Below are 20262 nucleotides of genomic sequence, written 5' to 3' on the forward strand. Positions count from 1 at the left end.
GGAATGTGATCTCACATGGTGGATGATTTCCGACCGCCTGCCGGACCGTGCAGGTAGACGACGGTCGGGCTGCCGGTTCTCGGATGCGGGATGACCTCGGCGTCCACCCCGTAGACGGCGTCGAGGAGGGCGGGGGTGAGGACCTCGGCGGGCGTGCCGCCGGTGACGATTCTCCCCCGTTCCAGGACGTAGAGACGGTCGCAGTACGCCCCCGCGAGGTTGAGGTCGTGCAGGGCGAGCAGGTTGGTGGTGCCCAGGGTACGGACGAGGCGGAGGACGTCCAGCTGGTGGCGGATGTCCAGGTGGTTGGTGGGCTCGTCGAGGACGAGGAGCGCCGGGTCCTGGACGAGGGCGCGGGCGACCAGGGCGCGTTGGCGTTCGCCGCCGGAGAGGGTGGGGTACGGGCGGTCGGCGAGCTCGGTGAGGCCGACGCGGGCGAGGGCGGCCTCGGTGCGCTCCCGGTCGGCGCCGGTGTCGCCCTCCCAGAACCGTTTGTGCGGGGAGCGGCCGAGGGCGACGAGTTCGCGGACGGTGAGTTCGAACTCGGCGGCGCTGTCCTGCGGGACGGTGGCGACGCGGCGGGAGCGGGCCTTGGGGCCGAGGGCGCGGAGGTCGTCGCCGTCGAGTGTGGCGTGTCCCGCGGTGGGGACGAGGGTGCCGTAGACGCAGCGCAGGAGGGTGGTCTTGCCGCTGCCGTTGGGGCCGATGAGGCCGACGGTCTCGCCGGGGCGGGCGGTGAGGTCGACGGCGTGGAGGCGTTCCTCGTACGAGAGTCCGTGCAGCCGCAGTTCGGTCACAGGGGTGCTCCTTCGGGGCGGCGGCGCATCAGCCAGAGGAAGAAGGGGCCGCCGGTGAGCGCGGTGAGGACGCCGACGGGGATGTCCTGGGGTGCGGCGACGGTCCGGGCGGCGAGGTCGGCGAGGACGAGGGCGAGCGCCCCGCCGAGTGCGGCGACCGGGAGGAGCCGGCGGTGGGGGGCGCCGACGGCGAGCCGGGCGGCGTGCGGGGCCATCAGTCCGATGAAGCCGACGGCTCCGCTGGCCGCGACCATGACGGCGGTGACGAGGGAGGCGAGGACGAAGACGGCGGCGCGGAAGCGGGCGGTGTCCAGGCCGAGGACGGTGGCGCTCTCCTCGCCGACGAGGAGCAGGTCGAGCGGGCGGGCGAGGGCGAGGAGGGCGCCGACGCCGAGGACGAGGACGGCGGCGGGCAGGACGAGGGTGTCCCAGCGGGCGCTGCCGAGTCCGCCGAGGGACCAGTACAGGGCCTCCTGGAACTGTTCGGGCCGGCCGGCGACGACCAGGAGCAGGGTGGCGAGGGCGGAGAGGACGTACGAGACGGCGACGCCGGCGAGGACGAGCCGGGCGCCGGTCATGGTCCCGCCGCGGCGGGCGAGCCCGTAGACGAGGACGAGGGCGAGGAGGGCGCCGGCGAAGGCTCCGCCGGGCAGGGCGAGGGTGGTGGTGACGCCTCCCCCGATGCCGAGGACCAGCACGAGGACGGCTCCGGCGGAGGCTCCGGAGGAGATCCCGAGGAGGAAGGGGTCGGCGAGGCGGTTGCGGACGAGGGCCTGGAGGACGGCGCCGACGACGGCGAGCCCGGCGCCGACGACCACGCCGAGCAGGACCCGGGGCAGCCGGACGTCGAGCACGATCGTCCGGTACGGGGAGGGGGCCGCCCGCCCGGTCAGGGCGTCGAGCACCTGGCCGGGCGGGATGCGGACGGAGCCGAGGGCGAGGGAGGCGAGGCCGGCGAGGGCGAGGGCCAGGACGAGTCCGGTGACGACGAGGGCGTACCGGACCCGTGGCGGGGCGGGGGCCGGGGCCCGGACCGGGGTCCGGGCCGGGCGGAGGAGCGTGGTCACCGGGCCGGGTGGAGCTGGGCGGCGAGCTTGTCGACGGCGTCGGGGACCCGGACGCCGAGGACGGTGTCGGAGAGGGGCAGGACGGCGAACCGGCGGTTCTTGATCGCGGGGACGTCCTTGAGGGCGGGGTCGTCGAGGAGCCGCTTCTTCTTCTGTTCGACGGTGGTGGAGCCGTAGTCGTAGATGACGACGACCTCGGGCCTGTGGTCGACGACCTGTTCCCAGGTGGCGTCGCCGAAGGCCTTGTCGAGGTCGGCGAAGACGTTCCGGCCGCCGGCCCGGGTGATGAGCTCGTTGCCGATGCCCTTGCCGCCCGCCGTGAACGCGGTCTTGTCGCCGCTGTCGTAGACGAAGACGGAGAGCGGCGGGGTGCCCTTGAGGCGCTTGTCGGTGGCGGCGACGGTCGTGCGCGCCTCCCGGGTCCAGGTCTCGGCCCGGTCGGGGACGCCGAAGGTCCGGCCGATCTCGCGGACTTCGCGGTAGAGGTCGTCGATCGAGGTCGCACCGGACGGGCAGTACTCGGTGTTGAGGCGGGTCTCGATGCCGGAGCGCTTGAGGTCGTCGCGGCCGCGGCCGTCCTTGGCGTCGAAGGCGGTGGCGTAACCGCCGTACACGAAGTCGGGGTTGGCGGCGAGGAGGGCTTCCTTGGAGGGGTATTCCTTCGCGAGGACGGGGACGGTGTCGTACGCCTTCTTGTAGGCGGGGAGGATCGCGTCGTCGAGGTAGGCGGTGCCGACGAGGGACTTCTCCAGGCCGAGGGCGAGCATGACCTCGGTGACGTGCTGGTTCATGGTGACCACGCGCTTCGGCGGGGCCTGATAGGTGGTCTTCACGCCGCAGTTGTCGACGGTGTACGGGAATCCCGGTGCGGGCTTCGCCGCGGAGGTCTGCTCCGAGGGGGCCGAGCAGCCGGCGAGCAGGGAGACGAGGGCGGCGGCGGGCAGCAGGGCACGGCGGGGCCAGGTCATGGCGGAATGCCTCCTCCGGGGATTTCCACGTCCCCGATCGGTGGTGAGAGGCGGCAGGTCAGTTCCTGGCTCCCAGCACCCGAGGGGGCTGGTCACAGTGGCGGGACCGTGCCGGATTCACACCGGCTTCCTGGGTCCTGCCGCCCGTTGGTCCCGGCCAGTCTCTCACTCGGGCCAGGCGGAGTTCCGGATGGTGTCCACGAAGTCGCCGGGTGTGAAGCCGGGCACGTAGTGGCGCAGTACGTCGGCCTTCACGTTGCCGAAGTTGGTGTCCGGCCTGGGGGCGATGCCCTCGGCGAAGGCTTCCAGGATGCGACGCTTGAAGTCGGGGCGGGGGTGGGCGGCGACGATCGCGGCCCGGTCCTCGGGGGTGACGGCGGCGGGGTCGTCGTAGCCGATGCCGAGGACGTCGTACTCGACGCCGGCGGTCACGAGCGCGACCTCGGGCTCCATGAACTCCGGGATCCCGGGGGTGGTGTGGAGGGCGATCGCGGTCCAGACGCGGCGGACGGCGTCCTCGTCGGCGCCCTGCGCGCGGAGGAAGGCGGCGGCCTCCTCGGCGCCGTCGACCTCGAAGCGGCGGCCGCTGTTCCGGTGCTTCTCCCCTAGGCCGAGGTCGTGGAACATCGCGCCGACGTACAGGAGTTCGGGGTCGTAGGCGAGGCCGAGGGCCCGGCCGCGGAGGGCTCCGAAGAGGTGGACGCGGCGGGAGTGGTGGTAGACGAGCTCGCTCGCCGTGTCGCGGACGAGTTCGGTGGCGGCGGACGCGATCCATGTGCGGGACGGGCGGGACGGCGAGGTGTGGAGCTCGGCGGGGGTGACGGCCGGGATCGACCTGTGTCTGGCCCTGGTGGAGGAGGACCGGGGCCCGGAGGCGGCCCGCGCGGTGGCGCGGGATCTGGTGGTCTTCCTCCAGCGGCCGGGTGGGCAGTCGCAGTTCTCGGCGGCCTCGCGGACTCCCCCGACCGGGCATCCGGTGGTCCGCCCGCTCCTGGACGCGGTGGTGGCGGATCCGGCCGCGGACCACAGCGCGCCGGTGCTCGCACGGCGGGCGGGGGTGAGCGTCCGGCATCTGGCCCGGCTGTTCCGGGAGCAGATCGGGGCGACCCCGGCGGCGTACGTGGAGCGCGTACGGGTGGAGGCGGCGCGGATGCTGCTGGAGGGCGGGGCGAGCGTGACGGGGGCGGCGGCGCGGAGCGGGCTCGGCAGTGACGAGAGCCTGCGGAGGGCGTTCGCCCGGCACTTCGGGGTGACGCCCTCCGCGTACCTCGCGCGCTTCCGTACGTCGTCCTACTCGTAGGCCTCGACGACCTTGACGTCCTCCTCGGTCACGACGCCTTCGACGATGGTGAAGGAGCGGAACTGGAAGGGGCCCGCGCCGTCGGTGTCGGCGGTGGAGACGAGGACGTAGTGGGCCTGCGGCTCGTTCGCGTACGAGATGTCCGTGCGCGACGGGTAGGCCTCGGTGGCGGTGTGCGAGTGGTAGACGATGACGGGCTCCTCGTCCCGGTCGTCCATGTCGCGGTAGAGCTTGAGCAGGTCCGCGGAGTCGAACTCGTAGAAGGTGGGCGAGCGGGCGGCGTTCAGCATGGGGATGAAGCGCTCGGGGCGGCCGCTGCCCTCCGGGCCCGCGACCACGCCGCAGGCCTCGTCGGGGTGGTCCGCGCGGGAGTGTTCCACGATCTGGTCGTACAGGGCCCGGGTGATGGTCAGCATGCCGACAGGATAAGCAGACGGGCCGTCCCGTACCGAGGAGTGGTACGGGACGGCCCGGATGCTGGACAGAGTCCTTACGACCGCTTGGCGAAGGCGGCGCCCTCGGGGTTGCGGGACTTGAGGACCAGGTAGGAGACGCCCAGGATCAGGCCCCAGACCGGCGCGCAGTAGAGGGAGACGCGGGCGCCCTCGTCGATGCCCATCATCACGATGACCATGCCGATGAAGAGGAGCGCGAACCAGCTGGTGTACGGGGCTCCCGGGGCCTTGAAGGTGGACTCGGGGAGCTCGCCGCGGTTGGCCTTGGCGCGGTAGCGGATCTGGCAGACCAGGATCATGATCCAGGCCCACATGCCGGAGATGGTCGCGAAGGAGACGACGTACTCGAAGGCCTTGCCGGGGGCGACGTAGTTGATCCAGACGCCGACCAGCATGAGCGAGGCGGAGAAGGTCAGGCCGAGCAGCGGGGTGCCGTTCTTGGTGAGGCGCGTGAAGACCTTCGGGCCCTGGCCGTTGAGCGCGAGGTCGCGCAGCATGCGGCCGGTGGAGTACATGCCCGAGTTGCAGGAGGACAGGGCCGCGGTCAGTACGACGAAGTTGACGATGGCGGCGCCGACGCCGAGGCCCATCTTCTGGAAGGCGGCGACGAACGGCGAGACGCCCGGCTGGAACTCGGTCCACGGGACGACCGAGAGGATCATGATCAGCGCGCCGACGTAGAAGACGGCGATGCGCCACGGCACGGTGTTGATGGCCTTGGGCAGGACCGTCTTCGGGTCCTTGGACTCGCCGGCGGTGACGCCGACCAGCTCGACCGCGAGGAAGGCGAACATGACGATCTGCAGGGTCATCAGCGTGTTGCCGATGCCGGTCGGGAAGAAGCCGCCCTGGTCCCACAGGTGGGTGACGGAGGCGGTGTCGCCTGCGTCGGAGAAGCCGATGGTGAGGATGCCGGCGCAGATGAGGATCATGCCGATGATCGCGGTGACCTTGACCATCGAGAACCAGAACTCCAGCTCACCGAAGAGCTTCACGGAGATCAGGTTGGCGCCGTAGAGGATGACGGTGAAGACCAGCGCCGAGATCCACTGCGGGATGTCCCACCAGTACGTCATATAGGTGGCGGCGGCGGTGACCTCGGTGATGCCGGTGACGACCCAGAAGAGCCAGTACGTCCAGCCGGTCACGAACCCCCAGAAGGGGCCGACGAACTCGCGGGCGTACTCCGCGAAGGAGCCCGACACCGGGCGGTACATGAGGAGCTCGCCCAGGGCGCGCATGATGAAGAAGATGACCAGGCCCGCGATGGCGTAGGCGAGGATGAGACTGGGGCCCGCCTTGGCGATGGCCTTGCCGGCGCCGAGGAAGAGGCCGGTGCCGATGGCGCCGCCGATGGCGATCATCTGGATCTGCCGGGCGCCGAGGCCACGCTGGTAGCCCTCGCCGCCGTCCACGGCCCCGTCGGTGCCGTCGTGCTGCTTGTCGACCTGCACTGAGGTCATGGTGGTGCGCCTTTCTCCATGCTGATCCGCGCGACTACGAGTGCGTCTGCTGCGGATCAGGTCCTGATCCCCCCGGATGTGGAATGGAGTGCCACCGGCGGTCAGCCGGCCGAAGCGCCCTCGGGAACATGGGTGGCGTCCCCGAGTGGTCGTGAAGATTTATCACGCGGTCGGAGGCGATCGGCGGTGGCGCGTGTGGCGTGGACCACACGAAAAGGCGTAAAAAAGGGACTCAACAGAGCAAAGCGGACGCTCTGATAACGCATTCGTTATCCGGATTTGAGCGTCCGCTGAGCGAACATCCCGTGCACGTACGGGGCCGCCGGGGGCTTCCTCAGGACATGAGGGCCTCGACGAGGGACTCCTGGAGCGCCCCCAGCCAGAGGTACGCCATCACCATCGGCTTGCGCGGATCGGAGTCCGGCAGCCGGTACAGCCGCTCGCTCTCCTCGTCGTCCGCGACCTCCAGGCGGGTCCCGATGGTCAGCCGGAGGTCGTTGAGCGCGCCGAGCCAGGCCCGGGACTCGTCCTGGGTGAGCTTGAGGACGGCCCCGCCCTCACCCACCGAGGAGCTGGAGAGGGCGTCCAGGGCGCGCACGACCACGAGGGCGTCCTCGCGCTTGCGGGCCCGCAGGTCGTTCTCGGTGTAGCGGCGGAAGTCGGCGGCGGACGCGCGGAGTTCCTCGCTCTCGTCCCCGTACGCGTCGGGGAAGAGCCGTCGGAGGGCGGGGTCGGACGGGGGCCGGCTCGGGCCCTCGGTGAAGAGCGCGGCCAGCGGGTCGGCGTCGACCGCCGGCTCGTCGCCCGGACCGATCAGTTCGAGGAGCTGGACTGCGAGGGAGCGCAGGATGGAGACCTCGACCTCGTCGAGCGCGACGGCGGCGCCGCCGTCGGGCAGGGCCTCGAAGTGGCCGGCCATCAGAAGCGGTCCTGGGAGAGGGTCGCCCAGAGGCCGTAGCCGTGCATCGCCTGCACGTCCCGCTCCATCTCCTCGCGGGTGCCGGCGGAGACGACCGCCCGCCCCTTCTCGTGCACGTCGAGCATCAGCTTGTGCGCCTTGTCCTTGGAGTATCCGAAGTACGACTGGAAGACATAGGTCACATAGCTCATCAGGTTGACCGGATCGTTGTGCACGAGGGTCACCCAGGGCACGTCCGGTTCGACGACCGCTGAGACCTCCTCGGCCGATTCCGTACGTTCGATCTCAATAGGCGCGACGCTCACTCACCCCATGCTGCCACTCCGGGGGGCCCATCGCACAAACGGGGCACGCCCGTGTGGGCGCGAGCCGCATAGAAATCGTCACTCTGACGATTTCTGCGCTAGCATCGCTGACATGAACGCTGCGGACCTTGGGCTGCCGGTGGACGTGCCGTCGACCGCGCTCTTCACCGATCAGTACGAGCTGACCATGCTCCAGGCGGCCCTGCGGGCCGGCACGGCCGACCGGCGGTCGGTCTTCGAGGTCTTCACCCGCCGGCTCCCCGAGGGGCGCCGCTACGGGGTCCTCGCGGGCGTCGGCCGGGTCCTGGACGCCGTCGAGAACTTCCGGTTCGACCCCGCCGTCCTGGGCTTCCTGCGCGAGCGCGGCATCGTCGACGAGCCGACCCTCGAATGGCTGGCCCGCTACCGCTTCTCGGGCGACATCTGGGGCTACCCCGAGGGCGAGGTGTACTTCCCCGGCTCGCCCCTCCTGCGCGTCGAGGGCTCCTTCGCCGAGTGCGTGCTCCTGGAGACCGTGATCCTCTCGATCCTCAACCACGACTCGGCGATCGCGGCCGCCGCCTCCCGCATGCAGGCCGCGGCCGGCGGGCGCCGCCTGATCGAGATGGGCGCCCGGCGGACCCACGAACTGGCGGCCGTCGCCTCGTCCCGCGCCGCGTACGTCGGCGGCTTCGACTCCACCTCGGACCTCGCGGCCGGCTTCCGCTACGGCATCCCGACCGTCGGCACCTCCGCCCACGCCTTCACCCTGCTCCACGACAACGAGCGGGACGCCTTCCGGGCCCAGGTCGAGTCCCTGGGCCGGGGCACGACCCTGCTCGTCGACACCTACGACGTGGCCGAGGCCGTCCGGACCGCGGTCGAGGTGGCCGGGCCCGAGCTCGGGGCCGTCCGGATCGACTCGGGCGACCTGCTGCTCGTCGCCCACCGGGTACGGGCACAGCTCGACGAGCTCGGCGCGACCGACACGAAGATCGTCGTCACCTCGGACCTCGACGAGTACGCCATCGCCTCGCTCGCGGCGGCGCCGGTCGACGCGTACGGGGTGGGGACGCAGCTGGTCACCGGCAGCGGCCACCCGACCTGCTCCATGGTCTACAAGCTGGTCGCCCGGGCGACCTCGGCCGACCCCAAGGCGCCCCTCGTGCCGGTCGCGAAGAAGTCCCTCGGCGGCAAGGCATCGGTCGGCGGGCGCAAGTGGGCGGCCCGGCGGCCCGACGCGTCCGGGATCGCCGAGGCGGAGGTCCTGGGCACCGGCCCGGTCCCGCCGGAGCTCGCCGAGCACCAGCTCCTGGTCGAGCTGGTCAAGGGCGGCGACGTGGTGGCCAGGGAGCCGCTGGAGGCGGCCAGGGCCCGGCACATCACGGCCCGCGCCGGGCTGCCGATGTCGGCCATCCAGCTCTCGCGGGGCGAGCCGGTACTGCCGACGGAGTACGTGTAGGAGTCCCCGGAGACGCCCCCTCCCCGGAGGAGGGGGAAGTCTCTAGGCTCGAACCCGTCGAACCGTCGAACCCCTCGACCCCGTCGAACCCCTCGCATCCGCCCCCATCCGACGCGCTAAGGACACCCGCCATGCACCGCGCATTGATCGTTGTGGACGTTCAGAACGACTTCTGCGAGGGCGGCAGCCTCGCGGTGACGGGCGGCGCGGACGTCGCCGCCGCCATCACCGACCTGGTCGGCCAGACGGCGGGCAGCTCCTACCGGTACGTCGTGGCCACCCGGGACCACCACGTCGACCCGGGCGCGCACTTCGCTCCGGAGGGCGAGGAGCCGAATTACGTCACGTCCTGGCCGGTGCACTGCGTGGCCGGTACGGAGGGCGTCGGCTTCCACCCGAACTTCGCGCCCGCCGTCGCCAGCGGGGCGATCGATTCCGTCTTCGACAAGGGCGCCTACGCGGCGGCGTACAGCGGCTTCGAGGGCCGGGACGAGAACGGGCGGACGCTCGCGGAGTGGCTGCGGGAGCGGGACGTCACCGAGGTCGACGTGGTGGGCATCGCCACCGACCACTGCGTCCGCGCCACCGCGCTCGACGCCGCCCGCGAGGGCTTCCGCACCCACGTCCTGCTCGACCTGACGGCCGGCGTCGCGCGGAAGACCACGGACAAGGCCCTGGAGGAGCTCCGCGCGGCGGGCGTGGAGCTCACGGGCAGCCCGGTGGTGTAAACGCCTTCAGGCCGTTCAGGTCCGAATGCCGCCGATGTTCACATCGTCGCAGCTGCGCTCGATGAACTGGCCCACCCGGACACTGGCGTCCTTGGTGCTGTCCCGGCGTTCCTCGGTCGGGTGTTCGTACCACTCCTTGAGAGCTTCGAAGTCCTCCACGATGCCCTCGGGCGCCATCTCACTCAGTTCCTCGACGATGTGCTCACGCTTGTGAGGAGTCAGCTCATCGGTATGAGAGAGGTCCAGTGGCGCCGCGGCCTTGCAGAAGGCAGGCTGCTCGGCGGACTTCCGGAACGCATCGACATCCACGCCGTCCGCGTTCGCCCACACCGCAGCAAATGCCGCGACAACAGCGACGGCGACACAACCGGCTATCCACCAGATTTTCGACATCACGTCCCCGCAGCGATGGCGTTGAGGTCGTGCTGGTCGAAATACTGGGGCCAGATGTCCGACCTCATGCACGAATTGTTGTCCGTGTCATTACTCCGGACCCGATGCCCGAGGTCGCCCGTGTGGCCGAATTCGTGACATCCCAGGCTCTTCCACTGGGAAGAAGTCATGTAATAGCTCTGGTTAAACCGGACTCGGATGATGTCACAGGACGTCATGAAGGCGTTCCAGTCAACGCAGTCCGTGGCCCCGTACCACCCAGTGTCCCCATAGGCCGCGTCATAGACCCGGATGTCACCGTCACCCCACGACGTGGTGATGACACTTTTTTCCAGCTGGGCCTTGCCATGGTTCATGGCAGCGGTCCCATTGGCGGTCAGATAGAACCCCTTGACCGCTTGATTCCGATTGTCCGGATCCTTTCCACTGTCGTCATGGCTGGCGTAGGCGGAGAAAGGAGCTCCAAGCATCAATGCCACGGACATCGCCACCGAGGTGACGAGTTTGCGAGAGTTGTTCACGAAGGTCTCACTTCCTGGTACGAACGAGGGCAGCGGCGGACGGTGTCACGGAGCCGACGGATACGGCGTCGGCTCGGAGCCGTCGTTGGTCGAGCCATCCGGCTCCGGCTCGACCACGCCGTCATCGGGCACCTGCTGCTGCTGTTCGCCCGTGGCGGGTACGGGCTGCGGCACGACCGTTCCCCCACGCGAAGGGTCGACCCAGTACTTCATCTCCCCGTAGAAGTCGGAGTTGGTCCGCCCGTCGATCGCCGAGAACAGCGGGCTGACCGGATCGGCCGACGAGCGGACGAGCCCGTCCTTGATCAGAACCCGGCCCTGTGTGTTCACATAGCGCCACTTGGTGATCATCTGGTCGGCCGGCTGCAGATAGAAGTAGCCCACGTCCCCCGCTTGACTCCAGGAGAGATTCTCCATCTGATAGGCTTGACCGGCCTGGTCCCAGCCCCATTCCTCCACGACGATGTCCGCGCCCGTGGAGATGTTGTAGCCGCCTCCCTTGAGGATCAGATTGACCCGGACAGTCACATCCCTCGCCTGGTCGGTGCCGCCGTCGTCGACGCTTCCCAGCGTTCGCCCGGGCGCCGCACTGAGAACCGTCCCCTTGACGATAACGGCGGACGTTCCGATCAGTTGCGACACATTGCTGAAATTGACACTCTCCCGGCCGTGCACGATCCGTTCCGGCTGCTCGTCCCTGGACACCGAGACATGCTCCGGCATATTGGACCAAGCGGAAACACCGATGGCAATGGTAGCGACCATCACCAAAGCGGCAGCCGGTTTCGCGAACCTGCTTCGCGTAATCTTCAAAGCCCCCCCCAGGGAAACAAATCGTACTGCGGTTCGAGTCGCCACGAGAGTAGCAGCCGCAAGATCACCTGGGAAGGGAATAAATTCCTGCCGCCTGCGTTCACCCACGTCCCGGACATGCGGGACGTACAGCTTTGACCGATTCCGCCCTCATCCATTCCCAGGTTGGTTCGATTTCTTCGCCAACGAAAAGGAGCGGTTCCTCGTTCTCGAACCGCGAGACGCTCACCAGTACTCTTTCGCCCATTTTGTAGGCGCGGCTGTCCTCTCGTGAAACCAAGAACTCCGACTCTTCCGGTCCCGATTCCGGCTTGAGGTACCGGTCGACCCGCAGCCGGACACGGAGCCTCCCCAGCTCGTCCGACCTCACACTGCTCACGGTCCCCTCGACGATCAGTTCCGAGCAGGCCACGATCCCCGATTCGGAGAGTCTCGCCGTCTCGGCCGGCGCAGGATCCCAAGGAGCCCACAGCAGCGTGAGAAGCAGCGCGGCCGATGCCGCCAGTCCCGTCCCCGTCAGAAGCAGCGCACGGACCCTGCGGCGCCGGGCCACCGCGTCGAACGGCCTCACGACGCCCTGCTCCTCGGCCGGCTGCTCGTCTTCCTCCAGGAACCCGCCGATCAGCTTCAACTGCTCTTCGAGCAGGGCCTCCGTCTCCTGGTCGTCCGTCATCCTCGCACCCCTGTACCCGCCGAAATGTGGACTCGCATGGCCTGGACCGCCGCGTGCAGACGGCTCTTGACAGTACCCAGCGGTACCGAGAGGACCTCCGCCATCTGCGGCACCGTCAGGTCGACGTAGAACCGCAGGATGAGCACCTGCTGCTGCAGGGGAGGCAGCGCCTCGATGCCCTCGGCCACCGCCAGCGTGAGCACTCCCTCCTCCGGCCCAGGGACGGACTGCCGCCATGCGGTCATGGTCTGCAACCGCTCGCTGACCCGCTCCTGGCGGTTCCTGCCGCGATGCCAGTCGACCGCGTAGTTGGAGGCGACCGCCGCTGCCCACGCGCCGATGTCGCGGGGCGACTCCGTTCCCTGAGCGCGACGCTCGATCAGCTTCAGCCGTACCTGTTGCACGCCGTCCGCGTGGTCGTCCCGCGGAACTCCTCCCAGCGCGAGCACCGCCCTGACACGACGGACCTGTGCCGGGCTGAGAGGATCCTCTTCTTCGGCTCGCACAGTCCCCCACCACATACCCTCGACGACGGTTCAGCACTTAGACGCTGGGCGGATTCGGATCGTTCGGTTCGCGCGCGATCTTTTTCCTGAGCTACGCCCTCAGCAGGCACCTGACCGGCCGCCACAGCTCGGGGGCGACGGTGGCACCGCTGCTTGAGGCAGTGCGCCATACGAGGCCGTCGGGGTGGTGCAGGACGGCCGTGATCTCGTCCGGGGTCGGCGGAGCGCCGTTCCCGCGCAGGTAGACCGCCCTGAGGCCGAGGTTGCGCAGCCTGGTCAGGGCGCGCGCCCGGTTCTGGGCGTGGACCAGGAAGCGCACTCCGACGGAACCGTCGGCGGCGGGACTGGGCAGGTTCAGCGCCACCACCACGCTGCCGTTCGGCAGCTTGCAGAAACCTCCTGTGGCCATGCAGTCACACCCCCGCGTCTACCGGTGTCAATAAGAAATCCACAGGACGCACCTAAACACGATCGGCCGCCGCCCGCTAGGGGCGACGGCCGATCACGCTTTGACCTGCTTTTTTACTGCTTACTTCGTGGACGGACCCACCTGAACCGTGATCGTCTGGCCATCCTTCGGCTCCTTGACGACCTGAATCTTGGTGTTGGTGTCAGTTACCTTGACACCCGCGCGCGGGGTCTCCGGGAACCAGTAGGTGCCCTTGCGGTCGTCGAAGGTCGGGTTGCCGGCCTGCGACGGGACCCACGTCGGGTTGCCGAGACGGTGCAGCTGGAAGCCGTCCGTGCGGGAGATGCTGAACGGGGCGTCGTACGACTGGATGCGGTTGCGCATCAGGGTGCCGTCCGACCACTTCAGCGGGCTCGGGTGGGCATCGATCGGGAGGACGCGGCCAACACCCTCGTGCTTGGAGGTGTTGTTGTCCTTCTGGGACAGGTCCCACTTCCAGATGAGCAGACCGTTCTGGTACGGGTAGTGCTCGACCCAGCTCGCCTTGTCACCCGTGAAACCGAAGTTGTACGGGCCGACCTTGAGGGTCTTGTCGTACGAGACGTACTGGCGGTTCTCCGCGATGTAGTACTGCTCGTAGTCCTTGGAGAAGCCCTTCGCGATCCGCGAGAAGCCCTTCGCGACCCAGCCGTTGTCACCGTTCTCGGCGCCGTCCGCGAAGACGGAGGAACCGTCGGCGGTCACCGTGATGGCGTCGGCGGTGAAGCCCTTGCCGCCCGCGCCGCCGTCCGTCTGGTAGCGGAAGCGGAGGTCGAACTTCTTGCCCGCGTACGCGTTCAGGCTGTACGAGAGCTTCTTGTGCGCGCCGGAGACGGCCGTCAGCGACGGAGCGCCGCTCGCGTCACGGGGCAGGGCCACACCGTCGGCGGTGCCGTCGAGGGCGGTCCAGTTGGCGCCGCCGTCCGTGGACACCTCGGCGTAGAGGAAGTCGTAGCCCTTCTCGATGTCCCACCAGCCCTGGAGGTCCAGCGAGGCCGAGGACTTGCCCGTCAGGTCGACGGAACGCGTCAGGGTGTTCTTGAGGTCGTCACCCATGTCGCTCCACCACTGGGTGGCGCCCTCGGCGGGGGCCACGACGTCGGTGGTGACGGCCTTCTTCGGCAGCTCGACGAGGAGCGCCTGCGGGTTCTTGGTGTTGTACTCCGCGACGCCCAGCTTGTGGGTGGTCTTGGTACCACGCTGCCAGTCGCTGACCTTGGCGTAGTTCAGCCAGCCGAGCTGGAGCTTGTCCCAGGCGGTCATGTCGCCGGGCAGGTCGCCGATCGCGTCCTTGCCCTGGCCGAGCCAGGAACCGGACGACATCAGGGTCCAGAACCCGGTCGAGTTCTCGCCGCCCGCGGTGTCGTAGTGGTCCGGCAGACCGAGGTCGTGGCCGTACTCGTGCGCGAAGACGCCGAGGCCGCCGTTCTCCGGCTGCATCGTGTAGTCGCCGACCCAGATGCCGGTGTCACCGATCTGCGTGCCACCGGACTTGTTGTTCGACGGGCCGGTCTTGCCCGCGTTGGTGCCGTAGGCGTACCAGCGGTGGGCCCACAGGGCGTCGCCGCCCTGGGCGCCGCCGCCCGCCGACTCGTCCTCGCCCGCGTGGACGATCTGGAAGTGGTCGATGTAGCCGTCGGACTCGTTGAAGTTGCCGTCGGCGTCGAAGTCGTACCGGTCCCACTGGTCGTACTGCGCCAGCTCGGCCTTGATCTGGGCGTCGGTCTTGCCCTGGGCCTTCTGGGCGGCGGCCCAGGCGGTGACGCCGTCGCGGACGGTGTCCCAGACGTTGTTGCAGTTGGAGTCGCCGCAGTAGTTCGAGCCGTAACGGGCCTCGTTGTACTCGACCTTGACCCAGTCGGAGACCGCACCGTCGACCGAGTACCGGCCGGACGAGGTCTTCTCGTAGTAGGTCTTCAGGGACTGCTTCGGCTTGCCGTCGGCACCCTTGCCGGTACCGAAGTACAGGTCCTGGAAGTGCTTCTGGTCGTAGTCCGCCTGCCAGGCCGTGGAGTTGTCGTTCGCACGGTCCGGCTCGGCTATCTGGTTGTGCAGCGGACCGGGCGTGCCGCCGTACATCGGCTTCAGCTCGTCCGTGTCGTCGTCCTCGCGGTCGACCAGGGTGGTGTTGTCCACCTTGTCGCCGAACTCGACGAGGATCGTGAAGATCTTGTCGGTCTTCTCGCGGCCGAGTTCGACGTACTTCTTGCTGTCGAGCTTGACGACCTTCGAGCCGTTGCGGCTCTCGACCTTGGCTTCGCCGTTCAGCACCTGCTCCAGGGCAGCCTTGCGCTCCTGCTCCTGCTGCTTGCTGTACGGGCCCTCAAGGTCGTGGTCGACCGTCGTCTTGTCGACGGTCTGAATGCCGGCCGGCTGCACGCTTCCGTGGTTGTCGGCCCAGGCGGTGGTGAAGGTCGAGGCGGTCGCGGCGGTGGCAGCGAGCGCTACGACCACTGCGGACGCTCTGATCGCCCGTCGTCTGTTGGTCACTTGATGTAGTCCTCCCCGGCGCCCACGCTCTCGGACCGAAGGTGGGGTGTCCGTCCGGCGGGGCGCGCGTCACAAGTGACGACATTTGACCGGAGTGACGCAAGAAAAGACAGATCTTGACTTGCACATACCAACTGCACTATGCGGGTGTGGATTTCCGATAATCGGAGACACTGTGGGCATCTGACAGGCGCATCCCGGCGGCCGTTCGGGGGCCGCGTGACTCCGTGCGCCCCCCGTGCACCGGCACCGTGGGTTAGGTCACGCTTACTACTGGTTCCCTTCGGGCATCCACCGTCATAGAGTCGAACCGATGTCCTGAGGGGGCGGCACCTGTCATGCAGCGACCGAACACCGCACAGCTCGCCTACGGTTCGGCCACCGTCGTCCTCGCGACCGTCGCCCTGCTGCTGCTCTCCCGCACGACGACGACCCTCGGGATCGCGGTGGTCTGCGCCGCGGGCCTGCTGCTCGGCATCCTCGTGGCGGTGACGATGCCGGTGCGGGCGAGGTCCGTCAAGACCGCCGGCACCCCTGAGCCCGTGGGACCCGCCGTCCCCGGGAACGAAGAGATCCGGATACCGGCCGCGCGCGTGGGCGCGGGGGCCGATACCCGGATCGGTTCGTGACGCTTCGTCCCTACCTGTACGCGTACTCGCACTTGCAGGTGGACGCGTACGAGGCGGCTGCTACTAGACGAGTCATTCCAAATGATCAGTGGTCGTAGGCGATCAGGGACCGGATGACCGGTTGTCCGGTCTTGTGGTTGTGCCAGATCGCCGCGGCCAGCGCGAGGATGCGCTGGGCGACGCGGACGGCGACGCCCTCGAAGGTCCGCCCGCCGTGTTGTTCCAGGTCGAGTTGGCCCTTGAGGGTGTCGTTGACCGACTCGATCAGCTGTCGCACCGACTTCAGCAGGGACTCGCCCTTGCGGCGTTTCTCCCGCTTGAACGACGGCCGCAGCAACTCCGCCCCGCGCAAGGCCAGGTCGGCCTCGAACTCCTTGGAGGCGAAGCCCTTGTCCGAGATCACCAGCAGGCCCGGCCGGTCCGTGACCGTCGTCGGCTCGCGGTCGAGCATCGCGGTCAGCACTTCCCGCTCGTCGATCTTCGGGCTCGCCAGGGCCCACAGGATCGGCATCCCGGTCGGGGTGCAGACCAGGAAGAGGCGAAGGCCCCAGAAGAACCGGCTGTGGCTGGCGCAGTACCCGTATCCGGCCCAGCCGGCCATGTCCGACCGCTTCACAGCCGGGCGCGAGCGGCCGCATTCCACCGGGGTGGAGTCGACGATCCAGTGCGGGTCGAACCAGAAGTCGGTGTCGACGGCCAGCAGCCGTATCGCCTTCTTGACCAGCGGCAACGCGGCCCGCAGCCGCTTGTTCCAGCCCGGCTGCTTGGGCACGTACGGGAACATCGAGCCGAGGCGGGAGTCGACGAACCGCAGCCACCTCGACTCCGATGTGAAGCCCAGGACTGCCTGCGCGACAGCGAGGGTGACCAGCTCGGAATCCGTCAGCTTCGGCGGTCTGCCCAGCCATCGGGTGCCTCCGATCTCGTCGTCGATCTTCACGTAGAGTGCGGTCAGCAGGGCGTCTAGGTTGTTCGTCACACAACGATCTTGGACGCCCTGTCTGCGTTCCCGAACGCATCGTCAGCATTCGGAATGACTCGTCTAGGCGGCGACCACCACCGTCTTCGCCGCCTTGTCGTGCAGACCCTGCTTGTAGGGCTTGTCGACCAGGATCAGGATCAGGATCAGCAGCGGCCACAGGCAGGCGCAGCAGATCAGCGCGGGCAGCCACAGCACGACGGCCCGCAGCAGCGACTGGCTCATCGGGGGCGTCGAGCCGTCGTTGAGCATCGCGACCCGGTGCTTCAGCAGCCTCTTGCCGAGCGTCTGGCCGTTCTTGGCCGTCAGCACCGTGTCGTAGGCGACGAACGCGACGATCGTGATGAGCTGGAAGACCAGCTGGCTGCCGCCGTTGAAGCTGTTGATCGTGTCGCCGAAGTCGTTGTCGTCGCGGGTCGCCCGCTCGTAGACGTCGAACGGGATGCCGATGATCGCGAGCGGCACCGCGACGATCAGCCAGTCGATGAACCGGGCGAGGATGCGCCGGCCGGACTCGGCGAGCGGCGGCATCCCGGAGAGCGGATCGGTCCCGCCGTAACCGCCGCCGTAGCCGCTCCCGTACGGAGGCGGGGGCGGGGGCATTCTGTCGTACGGCGAGCCCGACGAGGAGCCGTACGGGTCCCCGGACGGGGGCCCTCCCGGCGGCGGCCCACCGGGCGGCGGTCCGGACGGGGGTGGTCCGCCCGGCGGCGTTCCGTCGGGCGGCGTCCCGTCGGGCGGCGTCCCGTCGGGCGGAGGCTGGCCGGAAGAGGGCGGTGTCGGCTCCTGCGGCCTCTTGAGGAACGGGTCCTCCTCGGGCGGCTCGCCGGGCGGCGGCTGGTCGGTGCTCATGGGGGCAGTGCATCCCGGGGGCGACCACCCCGCAAGGAATCATCGCCCGTTTGGGGGGACCGCCCCCACCGGCCCGCTCCCGGGCCCGGCTACCGGCCCCGGCTACCGCGCCACGAAGGTGCGGGCGGCCTTGTCGTGCCAGCACTGCCGCCAGGGGCGGTCGAAGAGACACCACAGGACGTTCAGGACACCGATGACCAGGAGCCCGAGGACGCTGTAGACGAGCCAGCGCCGCAGCGCCGCCCCGAAGGTCGGCGGCTGGTGCGCCTCGATGTCCCGCACCTCAAGACCGCACAGCTTCTTGCCCAGGGTGCGGCCCCACTTGGCGGTGGGCAGCGCCTCGTACAGGACACCGATGACGAACAGCGACGCGAGCGCGATGCCGAACTGGACGGAGGTCGTCGAGTCCAGCAGCCACACCTGGACGGTCGTGCCGGACTGCTTTGCCGCCTCGATCTTGTCGTCGATGTGGCCGAGGGCCGCGGTCACGAAGGGGAAGGCGGCCGCGGCGGCGAGCGCGCCCAGGACGACGGTGTCGATCAGCCGGGCCAGCAGACGCCTGCCGAGCCCCGCGGGGCGGGCGGCGGCCTGCGCGCGGGCCGCCTGCTGGAACACGTCCTCGACCGGCGGCTTCCACGGCAGGACCGGCTGCTGCTGCTCCTGCTGTTCCTGGGGCGGCTGGGCTTGAGGCTGGGGCTGGGCCTGAGGCTGCACCTGGGGCTGCTGCTGCTGCGCCCAGGAGGGCGTGGAGGGTACGGGAGCGGGGGCCTGGGCCGCGGGGGCGGGGGACGGCTGCTGCACCGGGGCGGGCGCGGGGGTCGGCGACGGCGTGGGCGACGGTGACGGCGTGGGCATCGGGGTGACGGGCATTCCGCCGAGGCGTGCCGCTCCCCCGGTGGCCCGGGGGTCCGCCGCGGAGGCGGGGGCAGGGGCCGGGGTCGCGGCCCGGTGCGCGACCGGCTCGCTCGCGCCCGCGACGGGCCACTCCGCCGGGGTGCGCGGGTCGGGGACGGCCGGGGCCTGGGGCTGGTGGGACTGGGGCTGGTGGGCCTGGGGCTGATGGGGCTGGGGCTGGTGCGCTTGGGGCTGGTGGGGCTGGGCCGGGGTCTGCGGCGCGCCCCAGGAGACCTTCTGGTCGCGGTCGCCGCCGAAGCCGGTCTGCCGGGAGGTGTCGGCCTGCCAGGCGGAGGAGGGCTCCGCGGCCACCGGCTCCTCGTCGTAGTCGTCGAAGAAGACGGGCCCGGTCTCCTCGACCGCCGGGACGGGCGCGGGAAGCGCCGCCGGGACGGGCGCCGGAGCCAGAGCCGGACTCGAAGCCTGAATCGGAGCCGGGCTCGAAGCCTGACCGGGAGCCGGGCTCGGAGCCCGGCTCGCGGTGGGCTCCGGGGCCGGATGCGGCACGGGGGCCTGGATCTGCGCGGGCGCGAGGTTCTGCGCCGCCGCCGGGTACTGCGCCACGACCGGCGCGGGCGCCGGGCCGGAGGCCAGGATCGGACCCGCGGGGACCGCCCCGGCGGGCGGGTTCGGCGCGGCCTCGCCGTCCTTGGGGGCGGGCCTGCTCGTACCGGGCACCCACGCGCCCCCGTTCCAGTACCGGATGTATCCGGGAATGGACGGGTCCGGGTAGTACCCCGCCTGCGGTACCTCTCCGCCGCCTCCAGGAGGAGTAGCCACTGCCCCGACTCCGTTCAGTCACAACGCCTTTGATCCCACGGCCGCACCCCCGGGCATGCCGCGCCCAAGGAGGACAGTAACGAAGAACGTACCCGAGGGAAGAAAGAGCCCACGAGAAAGACCGCCTTCGGGCGACAGATACCGGAATCGATCACTCACGGTGATGCTCGGGCCGACGCCTCCGGGGTTCGGCGGGCCCTGAAGAACTTTCCGAAAAAACTTCCCGAAGTCGCGTAATGAGCGGCGTGGACCCCGCTCTCTCCTGGTGAAGGCCCGTCCGGGGCCCGTCGCGAGAGGACGTACGACCATGCAGAACACCGACAACACCACCGTCGAGCGCGAGCTGGAGCTGAAGCTGGTGCTCTCGCCCGAGCGCGCCGTTCCCGTCCCCGCCCGGCTCGCCTACCGCACCGACGACCCGTACGCCGTCCACATCACCTTCCACGTCGGCACGGATCACCCGGTCAACTGGACCTTCGCGCGCGAGCTGCTCGTCGAGGGCGTCTTCCGGGCGTGCGGCCACGGCGACGTCCGCATCTGGCCCACGAAGGTCGAGGGCCGGGGCGTCGTCCTGATGGCGCTCTCCTCCCCCGACGGCGACGCCCTGCTCGAAGCCCCCTCCGCCCAGGTGTCCGCCTGGCTGGAGCGGACCCTGCGCGCGGTGCCGCCGGGCACGGAGTCCGAGCGGCTCGGTATGGACGACGGGCTCGCCGAGCTCCTGGCGACCACCGTGATCGCCGACGAGCTGTGGCTGCGCGACCCGTGGCCGTCGGACGAGTCGCAGGACGGCGAGCTGTGAGCCGCGTGATCCGCGCCGGCCACCTGACCCTCGTACCGGAGG

At 69.6% G+C, this 20262-nt stretch carries 23 protein-coding genes and 1 riboswitch; of the genes, 5 read left to right on the forward strand and 18 right to left on the reverse strand.

Translation table 11 applies throughout. The features are described 5' to 3' along the window. Positions 1–11 precede the first annotated feature (11 nt). From OG361_RS14985 to OG361_RS15000, 4 genes are all read right to left on the reverse strand, one after another. Positions 12–797, reverse strand: a complete 786-nt coding sequence (locus OG361_RS14985; RefSeq protein WP_405853790.1) for an ABC transporter ATP-binding protein — start codon at positions 795–797, stop codon at positions 12–14. Further along, the gene (locus OG361_RS14990) at positions 794–1864 is read right to left on the reverse strand and encodes a FecCD family ABC transporter permease (protein WP_405853792.1); all 1071 of its coding nucleotides are present in this window, start codon (positions 1862–1864) and stop codon (positions 794–796) included. Before OG361_RS14990 ends, OG361_RS14985 begins: the two co-directional genes overlap by 4 nt. Further along, positions 1861–2832 (reverse strand): ABC transporter substrate-binding protein, encoded by a 972-nt coding sequence (locus OG361_RS14995; protein ID WP_405853794.1) that lies wholly within the window; start codon positions 2830–2832, stop codon positions 1861–1863. Before OG361_RS14995 ends, OG361_RS14990 begins: the two co-directional genes overlap by 4 nt. 38 nt (positions 2833–2870) lie before the next feature. Further along, positions 2871–3005: riboswitch (cobalamin riboswitch) on the reverse strand. Next, positions 2998–3603, reverse strand: a complete 606-nt coding sequence (locus tag OG361_RS15000; RefSeq protein ID WP_405862265.1) for an HD domain-containing protein — start codon at positions 3601–3603, stop codon at positions 2998–3000. (Overlaps the previous riboswitch by 8 nt.) Here OG361_RS15000 and OG361_RS15005 point away from each other — a divergent pair. Beyond that, on the forward strand, positions 3569–4132 hold the full coding sequence (locus OG361_RS15005; RefSeq protein WP_405853796.1) for a GlxA family transcriptional regulator: 564 nt from the start codon (positions 3569–3571) through the stop codon (positions 4130–4132). The two genes, OG361_RS15000 and OG361_RS15005, sit on opposite strands and share 35 nt — an antisense overlap. On the opposite strand, the gene OG361_RS15010 is transcribed toward OG361_RS15005, so the two are convergent. From OG361_RS15010 to clpS, 4 genes are all read right to left on the reverse strand, one after another. After that, a complete protein-coding gene (locus tag OG361_RS15010) occupies positions 4123–4548 on the reverse strand; it encodes a Mov34/MPN/PAD-1 family protein (protein ID WP_405853798.1) in 426 nt (141 codons plus the stop codon). The genes OG361_RS15005 and OG361_RS15010 overlap by 10 nt on opposite strands. A gap of 74 nt (positions 4549–4622) precedes the next feature. Then, the gene (locus OG361_RS15015) at positions 4623–6050 is read right to left on the reverse strand and encodes an amino acid permease (protein ID WP_405853800.1); all 1428 of its coding nucleotides are present in this window, start codon (positions 6048–6050) and stop codon (positions 4623–4625) included. A 334-nt stretch (positions 6051–6384) separates the two neighbouring features. Next, positions 6385–6969, reverse strand: coding sequence for a DUF2017 domain-containing protein (locus OG361_RS15020; RefSeq protein WP_405853802.1), 585 nt, complete (start codon positions 6967–6969; stop codon positions 6385–6387). Beyond that, positions 6969–7274 (reverse strand): ATP-dependent Clp protease adapter ClpS, encoded by a 306-nt coding sequence (clpS, locus tag OG361_RS15025; RefSeq protein ID WP_384564130.1) that lies wholly within the window; start codon positions 7272–7274, stop codon positions 6969–6971. The genes OG361_RS15020 and clpS overlap by 1 nt, the downstream gene beginning before the upstream one ends. A gap of 112 nt (positions 7275–7386) precedes the next feature. Here clpS and OG361_RS15030 point away from each other — a divergent pair, with 112 nt between their 5' ends. Together OG361_RS15030 and OG361_RS15035 are read left to right on the forward strand one after the other, a co-directional pair. Beyond that, positions 7387–8715 (forward strand): nicotinate phosphoribosyltransferase, encoded by a 1329-nt coding sequence (locus OG361_RS15030; protein ID WP_405853805.1) that lies wholly within the window; start codon positions 7387–7389, stop codon positions 8713–8715. 131 nt (positions 8716–8846) lie between these two features. Beyond that, positions 8847–9443, forward strand: a complete 597-nt coding sequence (locus OG361_RS15035; RefSeq protein WP_384564125.1) for a nicotinamidase — start codon at positions 8847–8849, stop codon at positions 9441–9443. 15 nt (positions 9444–9458) lie between these two features. Here the strand turns inward: OG361_RS15035 and OG361_RS15040 are convergent, their stop codons facing one another. The 7 genes from OG361_RS15040 to OG361_RS15070 form a co-directional block, all read right to left on the reverse strand. Continuing rightward, positions 9459–9836 (reverse strand): hypothetical protein, encoded by a 378-nt coding sequence (locus OG361_RS15040; RefSeq protein ID WP_405853807.1) that lies wholly within the window; start codon positions 9834–9836, stop codon positions 9459–9461. Further along, a complete protein-coding gene (locus tag OG361_RS15045) occupies positions 9836–10357 on the reverse strand; it encodes a hypothetical protein (protein ID WP_384564120.1) in 522 nt (173 codons plus the stop codon). Before OG361_RS15045 ends, OG361_RS15040 begins: the two co-directional genes overlap by 1 nt. A 45-nt stretch (positions 10358–10402) precedes the next feature. Beyond that, positions 10403–11122 (reverse strand): hypothetical protein, encoded by a 720-nt coding sequence (locus OG361_RS15050; RefSeq protein ID WP_405853809.1) that lies wholly within the window; start codon positions 11120–11122, stop codon positions 10403–10405. Between the two features lie 148 nt (positions 11123–11270). Further along, positions 11271–11843, reverse strand: coding sequence for a hypothetical protein (locus OG361_RS15055; protein WP_384564114.1), 573 nt, complete (start codon positions 11841–11843; stop codon positions 11271–11273). Next, positions 11840–12364 (reverse strand): RNA polymerase sigma factor, encoded by a 525-nt coding sequence (locus OG361_RS15060; RefSeq protein ID WP_384564112.1) that lies wholly within the window; start codon positions 12362–12364, stop codon positions 11840–11842. The genes OG361_RS15055 and OG361_RS15060 overlap by 4 nt, the downstream gene beginning before the upstream one ends. Before the next feature lie 76 nt (positions 12365–12440). Next, the gene (locus OG361_RS15065; RefSeq protein ID WP_384564109.1) at positions 12441–12758 is read right to left on the reverse strand and encodes a hypothetical protein; all 318 of its coding nucleotides are present in this window, start codon (positions 12756–12758) and stop codon (positions 12441–12443) included. A 120-nt stretch (positions 12759–12878) separates the two neighbouring features. Next, positions 12879–15287 carry an immune inhibitor A domain-containing protein gene (locus tag OG361_RS15070; RefSeq protein ID WP_384564105.1) on the reverse strand — a complete coding sequence of 803 codons (2409 nt, stop codon included), beginning with the start codon at positions 15285–15287 and terminating at the stop codon, positions 12879–12881. 338 nt (positions 15288–15625) lie between these two features. On the opposite strand from OG361_RS15070, the gene OG361_RS15075 reads away from it, so the two are divergent. Continuing rightward, positions 15626–15916 (forward strand): hypothetical protein, encoded by a 291-nt coding sequence (locus OG361_RS15075; protein ID WP_405853812.1) that lies wholly within the window; start codon positions 15626–15628, stop codon positions 15914–15916. A gap of 85 nt (positions 15917–16001) precedes the next feature. On the opposite strand, the gene OG361_RS15080 is transcribed toward OG361_RS15075, so the two are convergent. The 3 genes from OG361_RS15080 to OG361_RS15090 form a co-directional block, all read right to left on the reverse strand. Continuing rightward, entirely contained in the window at positions 16002–16895 is an 894-nt protein-coding gene (locus OG361_RS15080; RefSeq protein WP_405853814.1) for an IS982 family transposase, read from the reverse strand. Positions 16896–16958: 63 nt separating this feature from the next. Further along, entirely contained in the window at positions 16959–17747 is a 789-nt protein-coding gene (locus OG361_RS15085) for an RDD family protein (RefSeq protein WP_405853816.1), read from the reverse strand. A gap of 102 nt (positions 17748–17849) precedes the next feature. Then, complete coding sequence (locus OG361_RS15090; RefSeq protein ID WP_405853818.1) at positions 17850–19421, reverse strand: RDD family protein; 1572 nt, start codon at positions 19419–19421, stop codon at positions 17850–17852. Positions 19422–19728: 307 nt separating this feature from the next. Here OG361_RS15090 and OG361_RS15095 point away from each other — a divergent pair, with 307 nt between their 5' ends. Then, entirely contained in the window at positions 19729–20220 is a 492-nt protein-coding gene (locus tag OG361_RS15095; protein ID WP_405853820.1) for an SsgA family sporulation/cell division regulator, read from the forward strand. Positions 20221–20262: the final 42 nt, after the last annotated feature.

The organism is Streptomyces sp. NBC_00090 (assembly GCF_045160815.1).
Classification (GTDB): domain Bacteria; phylum Actinomycetota; class Actinomycetes; order Streptomycetales; family Streptomycetaceae; genus Streptomyces.